A 20,149-nucleotide genomic window follows, 5' to 3' on the forward strand; every position below is an offset into this window, starting at 1 on the left:
GAATCACTGGCCCCACGAATCACGCAAGGTCACGGTACGGTTGAATACCGGAGCACCTGGTTTCGAGTCCTTGATATCCGCGACGAAGTAACCTTCGCGCTCGAACTGGAAACGGTCTTCCGGCTGTGCATTGCCAAGCGAAGGCTCAGCACGACAACCGGTGAGGACTTGCAGCGAGTCAGGGTTGATGTTGTCCAGGAAACTGGCGCTGTCTTCGGCCTTCTCAGGGTTGGCCGAGCGGAACAGGCGATCGTACAGGCGCACTTCGCACTCGACGCTGGCCGCGGCCGGCACCCAGTGAACCACGCCTTTGACCTTGCGGCCTTCAGGGTTCTTGCCCAGGGTTTCCGGATCGTAGGAGCAACGCAGTTCGACGATGTTGCCATCGGCGTCCTTGATCGCTTCGTCGGCGCGGATCACGTAGCTGCCGCGCAGACGCACTTCGCCGGCCGGTTCCAGGCGCTTGTAGCCTTTTGGCGGCTCTTCCATGAAGTCTTCACGGTCGATGTAGATCTCACGGGCGAACGGCAGAACGCGCACGCCCATGTCTTCTTTCGGGTGGCACGCCAGTTCGAGGTTCTCGACCTGGTCTTCCGGGTAGTTGGTGATCACGACTTTCAGCGGACGCAGCACGCACATGGCACGCGGGGCGCTGTGGTCGAGGTCGTCACGGATGCTGAATTCGAGCATGCCGAAGTCGACCACGCCGTCGGAACGGTTGGTGCCGATCATTTCGCAGAAGTTGCGGATCGATTTCGGCGTGTAGCCACGGCGGCGGAAGCCGGACAGCGTGGACATGCGCGGATCGTCCCAGCCATGAACGTGCTTTTCATCGACCAGTTGCTTGAGCTTGCGCTTGCTGGTGATCGTGTAGTTCAGGTTCAGACGGCTGAATTCGTACTGACGCGGTTGCGCCGGCACGGGCAGGTTCTCGAGGAACCACTCGTACAGCGGACGATGGCTTTCGAACTCCAGGGTGCAGATCGAGTGGGTGATGCCTTCGATGGCGTCCGACTGACCGTGGGTGAAGTCATAGTTCGGGTAGATGCACCACTTGTCGCCAGTCTGGTGGTGATGCGCGTGACGGATGCGATACATGATCGGGTCGCGCAGGTTCATGTTCGGCGAGGCCATGTCGATCTTGGCCCGCAGCACGCGTGCGCCGTCCTTGAATTCACCGGCCTTCATGCGGGCGAACCAGTCCAGGTTCTCTTCCACGGAGCGATCGCGGAACGGGCTGTTCTTGCCCGGTTCGGTCAGGCTGCCGCGGTATTCCTTGGCCTGTTCAGGGCTCAGGTCATCAACGTAGGCCTTGCCGGCCTTGATCAGCTCAACGGCCCAATCGTGCAACTGGTCGAAATACTGCGAGGCGTAGCGCACTTCACCGGACCATTCGAAGCCCAGCCATTTGACGTCGCTTTCGATCGCGTCGATGTATTCCTGGTCTTCCTTGGCCGGGTTGGTGTCGTCGAAACGCAGGTGCGTGACGCCGCCAAATTCCTGGGCCAGGCCGAAGTTCACACAAATCGACTTGGCGTGACCGATGTGCAGGTAGCCGTTGGGCTCAGGCGGGAAACGGGTGACGATCTGCGTGTGCTTACCCGAGTCCAGGTCCGCCTGGATGATCGGGCGCAGGAAATTGACCGGCACGGCAGGGCCGGTCTTGGAATTCGAGGTAGGGTCGACAGTGGGCTTGCTCATAGGATCCTTGAACGTACAAGTGCGCGGCCAGTTGGCCAAATCAAAGCGGCGGTTAAAACAAAGGGGCTTATCATAGCCGATGCCGTCAAGTCGCTGACAGCGCAGGGCAAAAAACGGCTGCATTTAATCGGATGCAAATGAAAAACAGCCTCGAAATTCGCGCCCGGCACGCTAAACTGCGCATCTTGGCCAAAATTGGCCGGACCGGTTGAGGGCTTCAATGCCCCGAAACCCACGAATTATTAGAAAGAGTACCGATCATGACCCAAGTCAAACTGACCACCAACCATGGCGACATCGTCCTGGAACTGAACGCTGAGAAAGCCCCGATCACCGTGGCCAACTTCATCGAGTACGTCAAAGCCGGTCACTACGAAAACACCGTTTTCCACCGCGTCATCGGTAACTTCATGATCCAGGGCGGCGGTTTCGAGCCAGGCATGAAAGAAAAGAAAGACAAGCGCCCAAGCATCCAGAACGAAGCCGACAACGGCCTGCCGAACGAGAAGTACACCGTTGCCATGGCCCGCACCATGGAACCGCATTCGGCTTCCGCCCAGTTCTTCATCAACGTGGCTGACAACAGCTTCCTGAACCACAGCGCCAAGACCACTCAGGGCTGGGGTTACGCCGTGTTCGCCAAGGTAGTTGAAGGCACCGACGTGGTCGACAAGATCAAAGGTGTTTCCACCACCATGAAGTCCGGCCACCAGGACGTACCAGCAGAAGACGTGATCATCGAGAAAGCCGAGATCATTGAGTGATACTGCTGATTTCAGACTTGCATCTGGAAGAGGAGCGCCCGGACATTACCCGGGCGTTTCTGGATTTGCTTGCCGGACGCGCCCGCTCGGCGAGTGCGTTGTACATCCTGGGCGACTTTTTCGAGGCGTGGATTGGCGACGATGCCATGACGCCGTTCCAGCGCTCCATCTGCCAGGCCCTGCGCGAACTCAGCGACAGCGGCACGGCCATTTTTCTGATGCACGGCAATCGCGACTTCATGCTCGGCCAGGCCTTCTGCAAACAGGCTGGCTGCACGTTGTTGAAAGACCCGAGTGTCGTGCAGTTTTACGGCGAGCCGGTGCTATTGATGCACGGCGACAGCCTCTGCACCCGCGACGAGGCTTATATGAAGCTGCGTCGCTATCTGCGTAATCCGATCACCCTGTTCATCCTGCGGCACCTGCCTTTGCGGACTCGCCATAAACTGGCGCGCAAGCTGCGCAGTGAAAGCCGTGCGCAGACGCGGATGAAGGCCAACGATATTGTGGATGTCACGCCGGAAGAAGTGCCGCGGATCATGCAGGCCTATGGCGTGAAGACCTTGATCCACGGGCATACCCATCGCCCGGCCATTCACAAATTGCAGATTGGCGAGCAGGCGGCCAAACGGATTGTGCTGGGGGATTGGGATCGTCAGGGGTGGGCGTTGCAGGTGGATGAGCAAGGGTTTGCGTTGGCGCCTTTCGACTTCGCCCCGCCGCCGCAACTGGCAGCACCCAATACCTAACCGCCATACACAAATCCTTGTGGGAGCGAGCCTGCTCGCGAAAGCGGTGTGTCATTCAACATTAATATCGACTGATCCACCGCTTTCGCGAGCAGGCTCGCTCCCACAGGGGTTCTGTGATTTTTTCAAGATCTAAGCCAGACACATATCCAGCGTGTTGGGCTTAGTGGCCTGAGGCCGCAGGCCCCGCCTTCGCCGCAAACGGCGGTTTCGCCAGCCACACCAGCACAATCAACCCCATGAACGCCCACCCCAGCAACGTGAAGTAATCCACGGTGGAGAGCATGTACGCCTGACTGGTCAGCACATGATCCAGCTGCGCATACGCCGGATTCCCCGCCCCGCCCAGACTGTTCAACGCATCCCGGGTCGCCGGTTCATAGGTCGTAATGCTTTCACTCAAATACGCATGATGCTGATCCGCCCGGCGAATCCAGATCCACGTCGTCAACGACGCCGCGAAACTGCCGCCCAACGTCCGCAGGAACGTCGCCAGGCCCGCGCCGTCGGCGATCTGGCTCGGTGGCAGGTCCGACATCAGAATGCTCAAGGTCGGCATGAAGAACAGCGCCACACCAATCCCCATGAACAGCTGCACCAGGGCGATGTGCTGGAAGTCCACTTCGTTGGTAAACCCGGCCCGCATGAAGCAGCTCAGGCCAATCGCCAGGAACGCCAGGCCGGCCAGCAGCCGCAGGTCGAATTTGTGCGCGTACTTGCCGACAAACGGCGACATCAGTACGGGCAGAATCCCGATCGGCGCCACCGCCAGCCCCGCCCAGGTCGCCGTGTAACCCATCTGGGTTTGCAGCCATTGGGGCAGAATCAGGTTGATCCCGAAGAACCCGGCGTAACCCAACACCAGCACGATGGTGCCGATGCGGAAGTTGCGGTAAGCGAACAGCCGCAGATTGACCACTGGGTGCTTGTCGGTCATTTCCCAGATCACGAACACCGCCAGCGCTATCACTGAAATGGCCGCGCCGATGAGGATGAAGTTCGACTCGAACCAGTCCAGGTCGTTGCCCTTGTCGAGGATCACCTGCAACGCGCCGACGCCAATGATCAGGGTGATCAAACCGACGTAATCCATCGGCTGATAGCTGGTTTCCACCGGCCGTGCCTTAAGCTGCGAGCGCACCACCATCACCGCGAAAACACCGATCGGCACGTTGATAAAGAAGATCCACGGCCAGCTATAGCTGTCGGTAATCCAGCCGCCGAGGATGGGACCTGCAATCGGCGCCACCACCGTGACCATCGCCAGCAACGCCAGGGCCATGCCGCGCCTGGCCGGCGGATAGACGGCAATCAGCAGCGTTTGAGTCATCGGGTACAGGGGACCTGCCACCAGACCTTGAAGTACCCGAAAGCCAATCAGCTCCGGCATCGAGGTCGAGATACCGCACAGAAATGAAGCCAGCACGAACAGGACTGTCGCCCAGAGAAACAGCTTCACCTCGCCGAAACGCCGGCTGAGCCAACCGGTCAGCGGCAGCGCGATGGCGTTGCTCACGGCGAACGAGGTAATCACCCAAGTGCCCTGCTCCGAACTCACGCCGAGGTTGCCGGAGATCGTCGGCAGCGCCACGTTGGCGATAGTGGTGTCGAGTACCTGCATGAAGGTTGCCAGCGACAGACCAATGGTGCTGAGCACCAGGCTGGGCGGCGTGAAAGACGCGTTATTGCTCATCGCGAATCCTTTGAAACATGGCTGGCGCGGCGCCTGTTACAGACGCAGCTGCCCTTGTGGGAGCGAGCTTGCTCGCGATGGCGGATTAACATTCAACATCTTTGTTGATTGATCCACCGCTATCGCGAGCAAGCTCGCTCCCACAGGGTCGGTGTGATGACCAATCAGCGTTGAACGGTTTTGCTGACCGCAGCGCTGTTGTCGTGGATCAATTGAGCGATCATCGCGTCGGCCTCGGCCAACTGACGGTCATAGACGTTGGTGCTGAACGAGGCCTTTTGCGGTGGCTGTTGCGCCAGCACCGGGCCGCTCTGGTCGCGCAGGTTCACATCGACCTGAGTCGACAGGCCTACCCGCAACGGGTGCTTGGCCAGTTCTTCGGCGTTGATGTGAATCCGCACTGGCACCCGCTGGACGATCTTGATCCAGTTACCGGTGGCGTTCTGCGCCGGCAGCAGGGCAAACGCGCTGCCAGTACCGGCGCCGAGGCTGTCGATGGTGCCGCTGTACTTCACGCTGCTGCCGTAGAGATCGGCTTCGATGTCGACCGGCTGACCGATGCGCATGTCACGCAGCTGGGTTTCCTTGAAGTTGGCGTCGATCCACAGCTGATCCAACGGAATGACCGCCATCAATGCGGTGCCCGGCTGGACCCGTTGGCCCAGTTGTACCGAGCGTTTGGCGACGTAACCGGTCACCGGCGCGATCAAGGTGCTGCGGGAGTTGTTCAAGTAAGCCTGACGCAATTGCGCGGCAGCGGACATCACGTCCGGGTGCGACGACACCACGGTGTCATCCACCAAAGCACTGGTGGTTTTCAGTTGCTGTTTGGCGTTGGCCAAGGCGTTTTGCGCCGAGGTCAGGTCGTCGCGAGCGTGGGACAGTTCTTCCTGGGAAATCGCGCCGCCAGCGGCGAGGTTTTTCCGGCGATTGAAGTTGTCCTGAGCCTTTTGCACTTCAGCCTGTTGGGCGTTGACCTGGGCTTTCATGCCGTCGACGTTGCTGTACAAACCGCGAACCTGACGCACGGTGCGGGCCAGATTGGCCTGGGCACTTTGCAGACCGACTTCGGCGTCGTTTGGGTCGAAGTTGATCAACACCTGGCCTTCGTGAACCAGGTCGCCATCGTCGGCGCCAATGCTGACCACGGTGCCGGTGACCAACGGAGTGATTTCCACCACGTTGCCGTTCACATAGGCATCGTCGGTGCTTTCATTCCAGCGCCCGTAGAATTCGTGATAACCCCAGACGCCGATACCGGCGAGGATCACCACGATCGCGAGCACCACCAGCATGACTTTGCGTTTACGCGAATTGCTGGTGTCTTGTGCGTTGTCAGGGGTTGGTGTTGTTTCGGCAGTAGCCATGACAAGTACCTTGAATTAGTTGTGCTGCGTGTCTGGGGTTGCGTTGGCTGCGGTCAGGGTCTCGCCCTGGAAGCCGCCGCCCAGCGCCTGCATCAATTGGATCGACAGGTCGATCTGCTCGGCATTCAGGCTGGCCAGCTGACGCTGGGCCTGGAGCAACTGCTGCTCGATGCTGAGCACGTCCAGGTAATTGCCGATGCCGGAACCGTAACGCTGGACCACGGTGTTGTAAGAATCCCGGGCAATGTCGGTGGCGTGCTGCTGAGCGCCGATCTGCCGACCGATATCTCGCAACTGGTTGATGGTGTCGCTGACATCCCCCAGGGCTTTCACCAGGCTTTTGTTGTACTGCGCCACCGCGAGGTCGTAATCGGCGTCGCGGGAATCGAGGTTGGCACGCAGTCGGCCGCCGTCGAAAATCGGCACAGAGATCGTCGGCGCAATGTTGAAGAAGCGACTGGCGGAACCGAACATTGCGTCACCCAATAACGATTCGGCACCGGCCGCGGCGCTAAGGTTCAGATTGGGATAGAACTGGGTTTTGCCGGCGGCGATGTTCTTGCTCGCCGCTTCGACCCGCCAGCGGGCGGCCACCAGGTCAGGACGACGGCCCAGTAACTCGGCCGGCAACACCGATGGCAGAGCCACTGCGCTGGCCTGAAGGATTTTCGGCCGGGCGATTTCATTGCCGCGATCCGGGCCTTTGCCGAGCAGCACAGCCAAAGCGATTTTCGCGCTTTGCAGGCGTTTTTCGGCGTCGATCAGGCTGGCTTCGGAGGTGGCTTCCAGGCTTTCGGTTTGCTGGAACTGGTACTGGCTGTCGATCCCCGAACTCAGGCGACGCTGGCTCAGGTCGAGCATTTGTTTGGTGCGCTTGAGGTCTTCACTGGCCAGGTCGTAGACGATATGCGCCTGTCCCAGATCGCTGTAGGCGCGAGCCACGTCGGCGGACAACGTCAGCTGAGCGGCTTGTTGATCGACTTCGGCAGCGCGAGCCTGACCCAGTGCAGCTTCCCAGGCGTCACGCTGACCGCCCCAAAGGTCGAAGTTGTAATTGAAACTGGCGTTGATGTTGCGCACGGTGGAGTAGGTTCCACCCTGCCCGCTCGGGTCCTGATCCCGGGCCAGACGCGAACGGCTGACGCCGGCACTGGCATCGAGGGTGGGCATGCGGGCGGCATCCGCTGCATAAGCGGCGGCGCTGGCCTGGTGGGCGCGGGCGTCGGCGATTTGCATGTCGGGGCTGTCGTGCAGGGCTTCGCGGATCAAGCCGTCGAGCTGTGGGTCGCCGAGGCTTTTCCACCAGTCGCTTTTCGGCCAGGCCGCGGGCGACAGGGTCACACCGCTGAGGGATTGCCCGGCCTTGAGGGTTTTCGCATCGAGGCTTTTGCCCTCGGTGTTCAAGCCACTGTAGCTGGCGCAACCCGCGAGGGTCATGGCTGCCAGCACCAGGCTCAGGCCGGTACGCAGGGTTTTACTGCTCATTTGTCACCTACCCGCAGCAGGGTGATCGAGTCACCAGCTGCCACCAAAATTTTCTTCAAGATCTGTTCCAGGGTTATCAATTCCTCTGGGGTGATCGCGCCAGCCAGTTCATTCATGGCGTCGGCGCCGATCTCCGGCAGGCGATCAGTCAACTGCTGGCCTTGTGCGGTCAGCACCAGCTGAACCTGACGGCGATCCGCTTCGGAGCGTTGGCGAGCGAGGAAGCCTTTCTGTTCCAGACGGTCGAGCATGCGGGTCATCGAACCGCTGTCCAGCGACAGATGACGGCACAGCTCGGCCGGCGTATCGACGCCGAACTGGGCCATGATGATCAGCACTTTGAACTGCGCGGCGGTGATGCCGTGGGGTTCCATGTGCGTGTCGATGATCCGGTCCTTGAGCAGCGCCGCGCGCCCGAGCAGGAGGCCGAGATGGCAAGTGTGGAATGCGTCTGGGGTGAAATGTTTCATCTGACCACCAATTAGCTGCCTAGGCAGAGAATGTATGTCGAGATGTTACTGCCTAGGCAGCGAATGTCAACGTAATAGTTAGGATGCTTTCTATTTAGTTGATAAATGGCGCGGGAAAGTTGCTTCGGATCGATGACCGAGTCGCGGCCTTCGCGAGCAGGCTCGCTCCCACAGGTTCGGTGTGATCTCTGTGGGAGCGAGCCTGCTCGCGAAGGGAGCGACTCGGTTTTAGAGGGGGGCGGGAGTTTAGAAATCCCGCTTGTAGAAGATGTCCAGCGAACTGGCCACGCCGCCAGCGGCTTCGAGGTAGACCTTTTTGCTCAGCTTGTAACGCAAGGCGATGGTGTTGGCCGGCTCGAACACGCCAACGCCATAACGCAGGCTGAGCTTCTCGGAGAGATTGCCGCTGGCCACTACGCTGGTTGCGTTGCCGCTGCCTTGGGTGTCGAGCTGGAAGTCCTGAATGCCCAGGTCCTTGGCCAAGCCACTGGTCACACCGGAACTGCCCATCAAGCCCAACCCGAGGGCGGCTTGGGCAAGCATGTTGTTGTCCTCACCATTGCTGCTCAGCGGACGCCCCAGCACCAGGTAGGACAACGCCTCCTCCTGGCTCATCGCCGGCTCGGAGAAGATCTGGGTCGTCGGCTGCTCGGCGCTGCCGCTCAGGCGAATACCGGCGATCACGTCGTCGGTCTGGCGAATCGCTTCGATGTCCAGATACGGCTGGTCGATCGGGCCGGCAAACAGCAAACGCGCCCGGCGCACCGTCAATCGCTGACCGTAGGCACGGTATCGCCCATCGTTGAGCCAGAGCTCGCCGCGGGTGTCCATGTTGTCGCCGATGTGCACATGACCTTGCAGGTTGGCGGTCAGGCCAAACCCGGCGAAGCTGAGTTTGTCCTGGCCGACCACCACATCGATGTCCATCGCCATGGCCATCGGTGGTTTGCCCTCTTCGGTCTGCTGGCCGACGATCACCGTGTCATCGGACACCTTGACCGTCGACGGCGGCAAATCACGTACGGTGATCTCGCCTTTTGGCACCAGCACCTTGCCGACGATCGCCAGTTTGTCGTCCTTCACCGAAATCTTCAGGTCCGGCGCCACTTCCAGCTTGGCGTAGGGCTCGACGGTGACGGGTAATTGCGTACCTTTGAGCGCCAGATCCACCACCAATACCTGACCCCAGGCGATGTTGCCGCTCAAGGTGCCCTGCCCGGTCTTGCCACTTTTCCAGCCGCCGTTCAATTGCACGGTTTCGCCAGCAATCACGGCTTGAAGTTGCAGCGCTTCGAGGTCCATCGGCAGTTCAGGCCCGGAAATCTCGCCGTCGCTGAGCGACAGATTACCGTTGACCTGCGGCGCCAGCAGCGTACCTGCGAGCGTGCCGCTGCCATTCAAGCGTCCGGTCAGTTTCTCGACCATCGGCACAAACGGCCGCGCTACCGACAGGTCCAGCCCATTCAAACGGAATGAGCCAGTCAGTGGCTTGTCCTTTGGTAAAGGATTGATCTGCGCCTGGAGCATAAGCTCACCGAGCTTGCCGCCGACGAAATTGAGGTCAGTGTCGATGCGCTTGGGCGTGAGTTTGCTGTTCAGTTTCAGGGTCTGGTACGGGAAGTCCAGCCACTGGTCCTTTTCCTTTATGCGCAACGTGCCGCCGCTGGCATCGACGCTGATCTGGCCGTTCGGGCCGCTGGCCGGCAGGTCCAGTTGCAGGTCGGCGTTGAGTCGTCCCTTCCAGGCGAAATCCTTGGGCAACCACTGCGCCAGGCTGTCGATCGGGAACTGTTTGAGGTGATAACGCAGCTTCGGCTCAGGCATCAGGCGCTGATCCTCGCCGCACAGGCTGGCCGGACCGGACGTCCAGCAATGGGCGCCGAAGTTGATTTTGCCGTCCGCCAGCCGCTCCAGCTTCGCCGGATCTTGCAGCTTCCAGTCTTGACCGCCGGCCTGGATATCGCCGCTGGCCAGGCGCCCACGCCAATTGCCTTTGTCCAGATTGCCGTCGAGGCCGAGCGCAAGTTTCAGCTTCGGCCCTTGCAGGTCGAGGATGAGTTTCTGGTTTTTTATATCGCCCTGGCCGCTGGCGGTCAGCGTCCCCAGTGACGTCTCACCGGCCTGAATGCCACTGCCCTTGAGGTCAATTTTCGCGCGCTGCGCGCTGTCGAGGGTGGCGTCCAGATTCAGGCTTTGCAGGCGATTGTCTTCGAAGGCCAGTTGCGTGCCTTGCAGCCCGAGCTTGCCTTGCGGGGCCTTGAGTGTCCCGGCGACATCGACGCGACCATTGAGCTGACCGCGCAGTTGCGGCCACAGCTGAGCCAGGCGCGGCAGCTTGATATCAATCTGGCCGGCAAGTTTCTGTTGCAGGCTGCCCTTGCCGTTGATGCTGTTGTCGCCGAGGCGAATTTGCAACGCGCTGAGATTCCATTGCTCGCCACCGCCATCGGCTTTGGCCTGGATCACTGCCGGTTGGCCGCGCAGTTTGCCTTTCAAGTCGAGATCAGCGGTCAGGCTGAGTTTTTCATTCTTCATCTCGCCCTTGCTGCGCAACGGTCCGGCCAGGGTTCCCGGCAACTCCGCGACCCAGTACGCCGGATTGATCGCCGACAGGTCCAGCGCGGTGTCCCAGGCAATGCCGTCGGCGAATTGCAGGTTCAGGTGCCCTTCGGCCTTGCCCTGTCCGGCTTGGAGTTGAATTTGTTGCAGGTAGATTTTCGTCAGGTCGCCGCTGAACGGGCTGGTCAGGCTGAACGCCCCGGCCGGGCCGTCGAGTGCGGCGTTGAAGTGCCCCATGTACTTGCCGTCGGTGTAGGAGACTTCACCGTTGAAGCTGCGCAGCGCCACTTCTGGCTCATCGATCAGCGGATAGAGGCGATGCCACGGGAAATCCAGCCAGTCGATTTTTGCGTCGGCGTTCAGGCCTTTGCTCCAATCGAGATTGCCGGTGAGTTTTAGGCTTTGCTTGTCGTTGGCCGTGAGGTCCAACCCGGCGATCTGAGCGCCGTTGGCGTCGACCTTGCCTTGCAGCAACAACGCGACCGGGCCAAGTTCGGCGGGCAACGTGGCTTTGCCGAGCAACTGGTAACCATTTTTCAGGTCGCCGTCGCCGGTGAGTTCCAGTTGGTTGAGTTGCAGGGTGTCCGGCAGACCGGCACTAGGCTTGAAGCCGTCGGCGGTGATCCGCACCTTGGCCGGCAGGTTTTCCACCAGCGGTTGCAATTCGCCGGTCAACTGCCCGTTGAGGTAACCGCTGCTGTCGGCTTTCAGGTTCAGGGTTTTGAGAAGATCGCCGTCGACCTTCAAGGCCAGCGCCCAAGGCTCGGTGCCCGGCGCGGGCAAGGTCAGTTTGCCTTCGGCTTTCAGCGGCCAATTGCCGGTGGGTTGCAATAGGCCGGACAGGTTCAGGCTGAGCTCATCACGTTGCAATTGCACCGAGTCGATCTGCAAACCTTTGGCCGTCCAATGCGCCGCCAGTTGCAGGCCCTTGAGCTCTTCGCTGCCGTTGAACAGCAGGCTGCCGACCTGGACATCGCCCAGCTCGATGGCCAAGGGCAACTTCAGATCCGGGAGACTGATCGGCCCGCTGCTTTCTTCTTGCGTACCTGGCGGAAATTGCAGGCTGACCTGATCGGCTTTCAATTGCTCGATGCACAGAGTCAGGCGCGTCAGGCACAGCGGCGACCAGGCGAAAATCACCTTGTTCAGCTCAACCCGACTGCTGTCCTGCTGCCACAGCACATGGTCGGCACTCCACTGTTCGCCCAAACGGCCCTGGAAGTTCTCGACGGTCAAACCGGGCACAAACCCCAACGCCCAGCGACTGCCGGTTGCCGTGCCCAGCATTGTGGCCACGGTCAAAACGACCAGCATCAGCAGCGCCAGAATCGCCAGCAGCGTTATTTTCAAACCACGACTCACAGTTCAGGCCCCATGGAAAAGTGCAATCGAATGCCGCCGTCGTCGTCCATCGCATGGGCCAGGTCGAGGCGTATCGGCCCTACCGGAGAAACCCAGCGCACACCGATGCCGACGCCGGTCTTGAGGTCCGGCAGTTCGAGGGTATTGAAGGAGTTGCCTTGGTCGATGAAGGTCGCGACCCGCCATTTTTCGGCGATGGAGTATTGATACTCGACGCTGCCGGCAATCATGTAGCGGCCACCGATGCGGTCGCCCTCGGAGTTTTCCGGGGACAGGCTTTGATAGTCGTAACCGCGCACGCTCTGATCGCCACCGGCGAAGAAGCGCAACGACGGCGGTACCGATTTGTAGCCGTTGGTGGCGCTGCCGCCGACCTGCACCCGACCGAGGAAGCGGTGTTTGTCGAAGACCGTGGTCAAGCCTTTCACCAGCGCGGTGCCGTAGATCAGATTGGTGTCCGAGCCCAAGCCTTCTTTGGCCACTTTGGTTGCGAATTCCAGGCGATAACCGTTGTGCGGGTCGATGCGGTTGTCACTTTTAAGGTAGGAATAGCTGACGCCAGGCATCAGCAACGTGCTGAGCCCCGAGTCGTCGCCGAGCCTGTATTCCTCGCGCTGCCATTTGAGCGACACCACGCGCTGCCAACCGCTGGGCAACTTGCTGTGCCACTCGGGGCCGAGGGTCAGCAGTTTGCTGAGGGAGTCCTTGTCGGCGATTTCTTCATTCTGATAGCCACCGGCGAACCGCAGTTTGTCGGTCAGCGGTGGGTCCAGGGGAATGTCGTAGAACACACCGACGTTCTGCCGGGGCGCCGAAACTTCGGTCTCCCAGCCATAGCTGTGCCCCTGAGGGTTGACCCAGTGCCGGGTCCAGTTGGCCTTGACCCGTGGGCCGACGTCGGTGGAAAAACCCAGCCCCAGCCCCATGGTCCGTGGTTTGCGCGTTTCGAGTTTGACGTCGACCGGGATTACATCGTTCTTCGACGCCGTCGGCGCCGCATCCACCCGCACGCTTTCGAAATAGCCGCTCGATTGCATGGCCTGATTGAGTTCGGCGATCAGCTCGGAGTCGTAAGGCGCACCTTCCTTGAAGGGCACCATGCGCCGTAGCAGGTCTTCGTCGAACGGCGTATCACCTTCGAAACTGACCTTGCCCAGTGAATAACGCGGGCCGCTGTTATAGATCAGTTCGATGTCGGCGACACCGGCTCGCGGGTCGACCAACAGTTTCTGGCTGCTGAAGTAACCACTGAAAAAACCATAACGCGAGGCCTGGTTCTGAATCAGGCGCTTGGCGTCTTCGTAGCGGCCATGGTTGAGCACTGCGCCGGTTTTCAGCCCAGCGCCTTTGGGTACACGAAAGGATTTGAGGTCGCCAGCCGGGCCGTCAATGCGAATCGTGACATTGCGCAAATGCACCGGCTCGCCGGGATCGATGTTCATTACCAGGCGCGGTGTTTTGCCGCCCTTCACATCCGAGTCTATCTGCGGCTGGTAATAACCCAAGGCCTGGGCGGCCTTGCGCGCCTGTTCTTCGGCGCCCCGACTGAAGCGCAGCAAGGCTTCTTCGTCTCGATCGCCGAGGCTGCCAATATAGCCCTCTATATTGGCTTTCAGTTCATCGTTGGACGGTTTGATCCGCACATCCAATTCACTTTGCGCCAGCGCCGCGCAGCTGGTAATCAGCATCAGCACGCCACTGGTAATTCTTCCTGGAAACTTCATAGGCGCGGATGCTATCACGAGCTTGGGAGCGTGATAGAGCCTGGCGTGCGGTGAAAGTTCTACCTTTATGCCGTTGCTGTTTGTAACACCTGCGGATTGGCGTGGAAAAACACGTGCTCGCGAATCGGTCCTACGGCGACCTCACCGATTTCCTCATAGCCCTGGCGCTTATAGAACTCCAGATAACGAGGATTCCCGGTATCGAGGATCACGCCCTCGGAATGCTCATCTACCGCACACCAGTTGTGCACCGCTTGCAGCAATTGTTCGCCGAAGTGTTTGCCTTGGAATTGCGGATGAACCCCCAGCAATGGGAGCAGGTGAACCGAGTCGGACGGCACGCAAGCCATCACCGCATCGTGATACTCGAGATAGCGTCGGGTGCAGCGAAACCCGGTGCTGAGCACCATGCGCAAACGCCAGGCCCAACTCTCTGTGATGCCCAGGCGACGTTGCGGCGGCGCGATCAACGCGATGCCGATCAACCGGTCGTTGACCAGCAGGCCGATGGCCGGCAAGTCCTGAAGAAAGTGTTGTTTGACCAGCTCGCGCACGGTGGCGCGGACCCGCTGTTCATAACCGGGACGCTCCGCTTCGAACAGGTAGCCGAACGTCGGCTCATGCCGGTAAGCCTGGTACAGCAATGAACGTGCTTCGCGGGAATAGCCGCTGTCGAGCATGTGAATATCGGCGATGGCGGTCGAGGTTTCGGGCATAACGATATTTCTCCCCGGGGCGCTGTTCAAATGACGGCGCTCTTCTGGTTACGAGCCTATAGCGCTGGCACAGTTCCTTTCTGATCCGAATCAGTGTTGCTGCATAAGCCGTCATCGCGAGCAGGCTCGCTCCCACAAGGTATAGACCAGACTCGTCCCCTGTGGGAGCGAGCCTGCTCGCGATGAGGCCATTACTACCAATACAAAGCTGATGGACAATCGAGAATCCCCTCACCCCACGCTGGCCCCGATCCTACATGTCAGCTAGCATCGCCCTTTTGCCAGGACTGCCGACCATGAAGATCGTCTCCTTCAACATCAACGGGCTGCGCGCTCGCCCCCATCAGCTGGCGGCGCTGATCGAAAAGCATCAGCCAGATGTGATCGGACTGCAGGAAACCAAGGTTCACGACGACCAATTCCCGCTGGCCGAGGTTCAGGCGCTGGGCTATCACGTGTATTTCCATGGTCAAAAAGGTCATTACGGCGTGGCCCTGCTCTCGCGTCAGGAACCTATCGCGCTGCACAAAGGTTTCGCCACCGATGAAGAAGACGCTCAGCGCCGCTTCATCTGGGGCACGTTCGCCGACGCCAATGGCGTGCCGGTGACCATCATGAACGGCTATTTCCCACAGGGCGAAAGCCGCGATCACCCGACCAAGTTCCCGGCCAAGGAACGCTTTTACAGCGATCTGCAGCAATTGCTGGAAAGCCAGTTCAGCAACGATCAGCCAGTGGTGGTGATGGGCGACGTGAACATTTCCCCCGAAGACTGCGACATCGGCATCGGCCCGGACAACATGAAACGCTGGCTGAAAACCGGCAAATGCAGCTTCCTGCCGGAAGAACGCGAGTGGATGGCCCGCTTGAAGAACTGGGGCCTGGTGGACAGCTTCCGTCACTTGAACCCGGAGGTGGCCGACCGTTTCAGCTGGTTCGACTACCGTAGCCGTGGTTTTGAGGATGAGCCCAAGCGTGGGCTGCGGATTGACTTGATCATGGCGTCCCACGGGTTGTTGCCACGGGTGAAGGATGCCGGAGTGGATTACGACCTGCGCGGAATGGAAAAACCGTCGGATCACGCGCCGATCTGGCTTGAACTGAGCTGATCCCTACCTGTCGACCTGAATCGATTGTGGGAGCGAGCCTGCTCGCGAAAGCGGTTTGACATTCAACATCTGCGTTGAATGTTACACCCTCTTCGCGAGCAGGCTCGCTCCCACATTGAGTAACTGTCATCTTTCAGAAACCTTACTGACTTATTCTCCCGGCACTTCCTTTGGCTTATAAGGTGCCGGCATGACGCTGCGCGTGTTGTTCCTGTTGATGCTGTGCGCCTGGCTGCCGCAAACCGCGTCGGCTGGCGATTTGCCGACGCCCGAGGCTGGCCCGGTGCTGCGCATCCAGGGCTCCAACACCATTGGCGCGGCATTGGGCCCGGCGCTGGTTGAAGGGTTGATGCGCGAACAGGGCCTGCTCAAGATTCACAGCGAGGCCCCGGACAAAGCCAACGAACTGCGCGTCATCGGCGAAACCGTTGAGGGCCGCCGGGTCGCGGTAGACGTCGCGGCCCACGGTTCCAGCACCGGTTTCACCGCCCTGAAAACCGCCGCCGCCGACCTCGCCGCCTCCTCGCGCCCGATCAAGGATAGCGAACGGGCAGACCTCGCCCGCCTGGGCGACTTTAAAAGCCCCGGTGCCGAGCAAGTCATCGCCATCGATGGCCTGGCGATCATTGTTCATCCGCACAATCCGTTGGGCGAACTGAACACCGAACAACTGGCGCGAATCTTCAGCGGCGAGGCAAAAACCTGGGAAGAACTCGGCGGCACCGGTGGGACGATTCATCTCTATACGCGAGATGACCAATCGGGCACCTATGACACGTTCAAGGAACTGGTCCTCAGCCGTCGTGGGAAAACGCTGAGCAGCGCTGCGAAACGGTTCGAATCCAGCGAGCAATTGTCCGACGCGGTCAGCCTCGACCCGCAAGGTATCGGCTTCATCGGCCTGCCTTACGTGCGTCAGGCCAAAGCCGTGGCGATTGCCGATGGCCAATCCCAAGCCATGTTGCCGCTCAACAGCCTGATTGCTACGGAAGATTATCCGTTGTCGCGCCGGCTGTTCTTTTACCTGCCGCCCAATGGGAAAAATCCCTGGGCCGACGCATTGGTGGCGTTCGCCCAAAGCAGCAAGGGCCAGGCGATTGTTGCGGCCAATGGTTTTATCGCCCAGACCGTCCAGGCCATGACGGTCACGCCGAATGCATTGATGCCGGAGGGTTATCAGGCGCTCAGCCGTCACGCGCAGAGACTGACCGTGAATTTCCGTTTCGAAGAAGGCAGTGCGACGCTGGACAACAAGGCCCGGCAGGACTTGTCACGGGTGCTCGACTATATCAAGCAGCGTGACAAGACCAATCGGCAGGTGACGCTGGTGGGGTTTGGCGACGCCAAAAGTGATCCGGCCCGGGCCGACCTGCTGTCGAAACTGCGCGCCATGGCGGTGCGGCGGGAACTGGTGAAAAGCGGTGTGGTGTTTCGCGAGATTCGTGGTTTTGGCGCAGAGATGCCAGTAGCGGCCAATAGCGCGGATGAGGGGCGAATCAAGAATCGGCGGGTTGAGGTGTGGGTGTATTGATGGTGTGTGTGTGTAGCAGCTGCCGAGCTTGCGAGGCTGCGTTCGGCGCGGGCCGCGTTCGGACGCAGCCGTCGTAATCCCTGCGCATGCGATCTACCTGAAAGACCACATCGCCTGATTTCACGACTGCTGCGCAGTCGAACGCAGCCTCGCAAGCTCGACAGCTGCTACAGGGTGCAAATCAGCCGAGCAGTTTCTGCAACTGCGCCGTGGTGTCCACCGCGCCCATGGTCTTGGCGGCATCCAGCGCCGAGACGCCATTGGCGTCCTTGGCTTTCGGGTCGGCACCCTTGCTGATCAGGTAGTCGACGATTTCCACGCGATTGAACATCGCCGCCATCATCAGCGCAGTGCGACCGTCGAACGACGAACCTTCCACTTGCGCGCCGCCTTCAACCAGAGCCTTGACCACCGCCAGGTCACCTTTGAACGCCGCACCGGCAATCGGGCTCTGGCCGTTGTCGTTGCGGATTTCCGGGTCGGCCTTGTGTTCGAGCAGGACTTTTACCGTCTCCACATGGCCGTGGTAAGCGGCCAGCATCAGCAAGGTGTCGCCCTTGTGGTTACGCAGGTTCGGCGGCAGGCCCTTGGTCAACAGCGCAGCCATCATGGCCGCATCGCCCTCGCGCGCTTTGTTGAATACCTGTTCGGCAAATTCAGCGGCTTCTTCGGGGGACATCTGGCGGCTTTGGTCTGACATTGGGGACTCCACGTTCTGTTATTCGCAAAGCCGACAGTTTCCCGAGCAGCCCCGAGGCTGTCACTTCTTTTTTCTCATGGAAGGCCATAGCCACATTCAATAGCGCTGCATTCAATAACGAAAAGCGCCGTCGTGAATATCCGCCAGCAACTGCGGAGTGACCTGCACGTAAGTCTGGGTCCCTGGCAGCCAGGCATAGATCGGATCATCGCCGGTTTTGCCGGGGTCGAAGGCTTCGTCCTTAAGCCGGGTCTTCTGATATTTGAAGGTGCCCGTGGTCTCCATTTTCACCTTCACCCGCAGGAACAACGGCACCGCATAGGCGGGCATTTGCTTACGGGCGAAGGCCAGCAGTTCACTGAAATCCAGGGTCGCCAGGGACTCCGCTGGCGTAATCGCCGCCATCCCGGCACGGCCGTTGGTGTTGCGGACCTCCACGCCGTAGGCCACGGCTTCGGAAATATTCGGGTGTTGCAAAAGGATGTTCTCGACCTCGGTGGTCGAGACGTTTTCGCCCTTCCAGCGGTAGGTATCACCCAACCGGTCAACAAACTGCGCGTGACCAAAACCGATGTTGCGCAGCAGGTCACCGGTATTGAAGTAACGGTCGCCCTTCTCGAACACGTCGTGCAGCACAACCTTTTCGGTCTTCTGCGGATCGGTGTAGCCGTCCAGCGGCGCCTTGTCGTCGATCTTCGCCAGCAACAGCCCCTGCTCGCCTTTGGCGACTTTGCGCATGAAGCCCTTGGCATCCCGAATCGGCGCGCCGCTGTCGTGGTCGTACGCCGCCAACTCCCATGACATCAGGGAAAAACCGACGGTGTTATCAAAGTTAAGGATGTTGGTGAAGCCGATGTTGCCGTCGCTGGCGGCGTACAGCTCACAGATATGGTTCACCCCGAAGCGCGTCTTGAACTCGCCCCACGCGCCGGGACGCAGGCCATTGCCGATCATCTTCGTCACGCGGTGCTTGCTGTCCTCGGCGCTGGGCGGTTGATCCACGAGGTAGCGGCACAATTCACCGACGTAACCAAGGGTGGTCGCGCGGTACTTGCGCACATCGTTCCAGAATTGACTGGCGCTGAACTTGCGGCGAATGGCAAAGCCCGAGGCGCCACTGATCGCCGAGCCCCAGCACACGCACAGCCCGGTGGCGTGATAGAGCGGCAAGGTGCAATAGACGACATCCTCCGGGCGCATATCCAAAGCGATCAGCCCGAAACTTGCAGAGCTGCGCATCCAGCGGCCGTGCTTGAACACCCCTGCCTTGGGCAAGCCGGTAGTGCCTGAGGTGTAGATGTAGAAACAAGGGTCGTCGAAAAAAACCTGCTGACTGCTGGCGGGGTTGGCGCTGGAGCTGTCGGCACTGGCGGTCATCAGGTTGATGAACCCGTCGGGTGCAATGCCCGGATGGCTGAAGGTGTCTCGATCAGCGACGAACCAGGTGCGCGCCGCCTCGATCGACACCCGTTGGCGAACCGCCGAAAACGCCGGCACCAGCTCTTCTCCGACAATGATCGCCGCGGGTGCCACCAGGTTCAGGCTGTGAGCCAGGGTATCGCGGGTCTGCGAAGTATTGAGCAAGGCACTGATCGCGCCGACCTTGGCCACCGCCAGAATCGTCACCAGCAGTTCCGGGCGATTCTCGATAAAGACCGCCACCACATCGCCCTTGCGGATGCCTTGGGCAATCAAATGATGGGCAATGCGATTGGCCCATTGGTTGACCTGAGCATACGTCAGCGCCACCTCGCCCTGCAGCAATGCCGGGCCATCGGGATTGCGCAACGTCGCTTGCTCGAAGCTCCAGCCCAGGCCACACGATTGGGTCGGGTCCTTGACGTTGGCGGCTTTCATGCCTTTCACCACGCGAGGAATGGCTTTGGCAATGGAAGGCAGCTTGCGGAGCATCATGCCCCAGGTAATCGTGTCGTTCGGCGTGCGGCTCATGGTTGCTCCCGGTCGATCTTTTTATTGTTCGGGCGGCGTTGATTGAGGCCGAAAATACGTCAGCGGTTCCTGAGCTGTACACGCGGTTTTTGAAATGATTTGTATCCACGACTGCGGCATTCGACATCGCGAGCTTGCGCCGGGCAATTGGTTCCATCGAATCGATGTCGACCACGCAAAATGCAGGATGCACGATGGCCATTCATGCAGATTGCACGAAAGTGCAAAAACACCTGAAAACTAACTAACTGATATATAAGGATTTTTAA

At 60.0% G+C, this 20,149-nt stretch carries 14 protein-coding genes; 4 read left to right on the forward strand and 10 right to left on the reverse strand.

From position 1 onward, the window contains the following. Positions 1-3: 3 nt before the first annotated feature. Positions 4-1,701: a glutamine--tRNA ligase/YqeY domain fusion protein gene (locus EAH74_RS17485; RefSeq protein WP_140680059.1), complete on the reverse strand. Its 1,698-nt coding sequence runs from the start codon at positions 1,699-1,701 to the stop codon at positions 4-6. 260 nt (positions 1,702-1,961) lie between these two features. Between EAH74_RS17485 and EAH74_RS17490 the strand changes: the two genes are divergently transcribed. Both EAH74_RS17490 and lpxH read left to right on the forward strand, forming a co-directional pair. After that, entirely contained in the window at positions 1,962-2,465 is a 504-nt protein-coding gene (locus EAH74_RS17490; RefSeq protein ID WP_008146076.1) for a peptidylprolyl isomerase, read from the forward strand. Next, positions 2,462-3,214, forward strand: coding sequence for a UDP-2,3-diacylglucosamine diphosphatase (gene lpxH / locus EAH74_RS17495; RefSeq protein WP_140680061.1), 753 nt, complete (start codon positions 2,462-2,464; stop codon positions 3,212-3,214). Before EAH74_RS17490 ends, lpxH begins: the two co-directional genes overlap by 4 nt. Positions 3,215-3,377: 163 nt before the next feature. Here lpxH and EAH74_RS17500 read toward each other — a convergent pair whose 3' ends face one another. From EAH74_RS17500 to EAH74_RS17530, 7 genes are all read right to left on the reverse strand, one after another. Continuing rightward, positions 3,378-4,907 carry a DHA2 family efflux MFS transporter permease subunit gene (locus tag EAH74_RS17500; RefSeq protein WP_140680063.1) on the reverse strand — a complete coding sequence of 510 codons (1,530 nt, stop codon included), beginning with the start codon at positions 4,905-4,907 and terminating at the stop codon, positions 3,378-3,380. A gap of 164 nt (positions 4,908-5,071) precedes the next feature. Continuing rightward, the gene (locus tag EAH74_RS17505; protein ID WP_140680065.1) at positions 5,072-6,274 is read right to left on the reverse strand and encodes an efflux RND transporter periplasmic adaptor subunit; all 1,203 of its coding nucleotides are present in this window, start codon (positions 6,272-6,274) and stop codon (positions 5,072-5,074) included. Positions 6,275-6,289: 15 nt separating this feature from the next. Beyond that, complete coding sequence (locus tag EAH74_RS17510) at positions 6,290-7,759, reverse strand: efflux transporter outer membrane subunit (protein WP_140680067.1); 1,470 nt, start codon at positions 7,757-7,759, stop codon at positions 6,290-6,292. Continuing rightward, positions 7,756-8,229, reverse strand: a complete 474-nt coding sequence (locus EAH74_RS17515) for a MarR family winged helix-turn-helix transcriptional regulator (RefSeq protein WP_140680069.1) — start codon at positions 8,227-8,229, stop codon at positions 7,756-7,758. Before EAH74_RS17515 ends, EAH74_RS17510 begins: the two co-directional genes overlap by 4 nt. Positions 8,230-8,475: 246 nt before the next feature. Further along, positions 8,476-12,150 carry a translocation/assembly module TamB domain-containing protein gene (locus tag EAH74_RS17520; RefSeq protein ID WP_140680070.1) on the reverse strand — a complete coding sequence of 1,225 codons (3,675 nt, stop codon included), beginning with the start codon at positions 12,148-12,150 and terminating at the stop codon, positions 8,476-8,478. Next, positions 12,147-13,874 carry an autotransporter assembly complex protein TamA gene (locus EAH74_RS17525; protein WP_140680072.1) on the reverse strand — a complete coding sequence of 576 codons (1,728 nt, stop codon included), beginning with the start codon at positions 13,872-13,874 and terminating at the stop codon, positions 12,147-12,149. Before EAH74_RS17525 ends, EAH74_RS17520 begins: the two co-directional genes overlap by 4 nt. 65 nt (positions 13,875-13,939) lie before the next feature. Then, positions 13,940-14,590: a GNAT family N-acetyltransferase gene (locus EAH74_RS17530; protein ID WP_123366265.1), complete on the reverse strand. Its 651-nt coding sequence runs from the start codon at positions 14,588-14,590 to the stop codon at positions 13,940-13,942. Positions 14,591-14,886: 296 nt separating this feature from the next. Here EAH74_RS17530 and xthA point away from each other — a divergent pair, with 296 nt between their 5' ends. Next, entirely contained in the window at positions 14,887-15,699 is an 813-nt protein-coding gene (xthA, locus tag EAH74_RS17535) for an exodeoxyribonuclease III (RefSeq protein ID WP_140680074.1), read from the forward strand. Positions 15,700-15,889: 190 nt separating this feature from the next. After that, positions 15,890-17,230, forward strand: a complete 1,341-nt coding sequence (locus EAH74_RS17540) for a substrate-binding domain-containing protein (protein ID WP_140680076.1) — start codon at positions 15,890-15,892, stop codon at positions 17,228-17,230. A 181-nt stretch (positions 17,231-17,411) separates the two neighbouring features. Here the strand turns inward: EAH74_RS17540 and EAH74_RS17545 are convergent, their stop codons facing one another. Both EAH74_RS17545 and EAH74_RS17550 read right to left on the reverse strand, forming a co-directional pair. Further along, entirely contained in the window at positions 17,412-17,930 is a 519-nt protein-coding gene (locus EAH74_RS17545; RefSeq protein WP_056740408.1) for an ankyrin repeat domain-containing protein, read from the reverse strand. Between the two features lie 111 nt (positions 17,931-18,041). Continuing rightward, a complete protein-coding gene (locus tag EAH74_RS17550; protein ID WP_140680078.1) occupies positions 18,042-19,880 on the reverse strand; it encodes a long-chain-acyl-CoA synthetase in 1,839 nt (612 codons plus the stop codon). Positions 19,881-20,149 lie beyond the last annotated feature (269 nt).

This window comes from Pseudomonas mandelii, assembly GCF_006438925.1.
In the GTDB taxonomy this organism is placed as follows: domain Bacteria; phylum Pseudomonadota; class Gammaproteobacteria; order Pseudomonadales; family Pseudomonadaceae; genus Aquipseudomonas; species Aquipseudomonas mandelii_C.

Bases quoted from the DNA above. Each gene is read 5' to 3' on its own strand.
- EAH74_RS17500 (WP_140680063.1), bottom strand. From the start codon at position 4,907: ATGAGCAATAACGCGTCTTTCACGCCGCCCAGCCTGGTGCTCAGCACC.
- EAH74_RS17485 (WP_140680059.1), bottom strand. From the start codon at position 1,701: ATGAGCAAGCCCACTGTCGACCCTACCTCGAATTCCAAGACCGGCCCT.
- EAH74_RS17505 (WP_140680065.1), bottom strand. From the start codon at position 6,274: ATGGCTACTGCCGAAACAACACCAACCCCTGACAACGCACAAGACACC.
- EAH74_RS17530 (WP_123366265.1), bottom strand. From the start codon at position 14,590: ATGCCCGAAACCTCGACCGCCATCGCCGATATTCACATGCTCGACAGC.
- EAH74_RS17515 (WP_140680069.1), bottom strand. From the start codon at position 8,229: ATGAAACATTTCACCCCAGACGCATTCCACACTTGCCATCTCGGCCTC.
- EAH74_RS17540 (WP_140680076.1), top strand. From the start codon at position 15,890: ATGACGCTGCGCGTGTTGTTCCTGTTGATGCTGTGCGCCTGGCTGCCG.
- EAH74_RS17545 (WP_056740408.1), bottom strand. From the start codon at position 17,930: ATGTCAGACCAAAGCCGCCAGATGTCCCCCGAAGAAGCCGCTGAATTT.
- EAH74_RS17550 (WP_140680078.1), bottom strand. From the start codon at position 19,880: ATGAGCCGCACGCCGAACGACACGATTACCTGGGGCATGATGCTCCGC.
- EAH74_RS17510 (WP_140680067.1), bottom strand. From the start codon at position 7,759: ATGAGCAGTAAAACCCTGCGTACCGGCCTGAGCCTGGTGCTGGCAGCC.
- EAH74_RS17525 (WP_140680072.1), bottom strand. From the start codon at position 13,874: ATGAAGTTTCCAGGAAGAATTACCAGTGGCGTGCTGATGCTGATTACC.
- EAH74_RS17490 (WP_008146076.1), top strand. From the start codon at position 1,962: ATGACCCAAGTCAAACTGACCACCAACCATGGCGACATCGTCCTGGAA.
- xthA (WP_140680074.1), top strand. From the start codon at position 14,887: ATGAAGATCGTCTCCTTCAACATCAACGGGCTGCGCGCTCGCCCCCAT.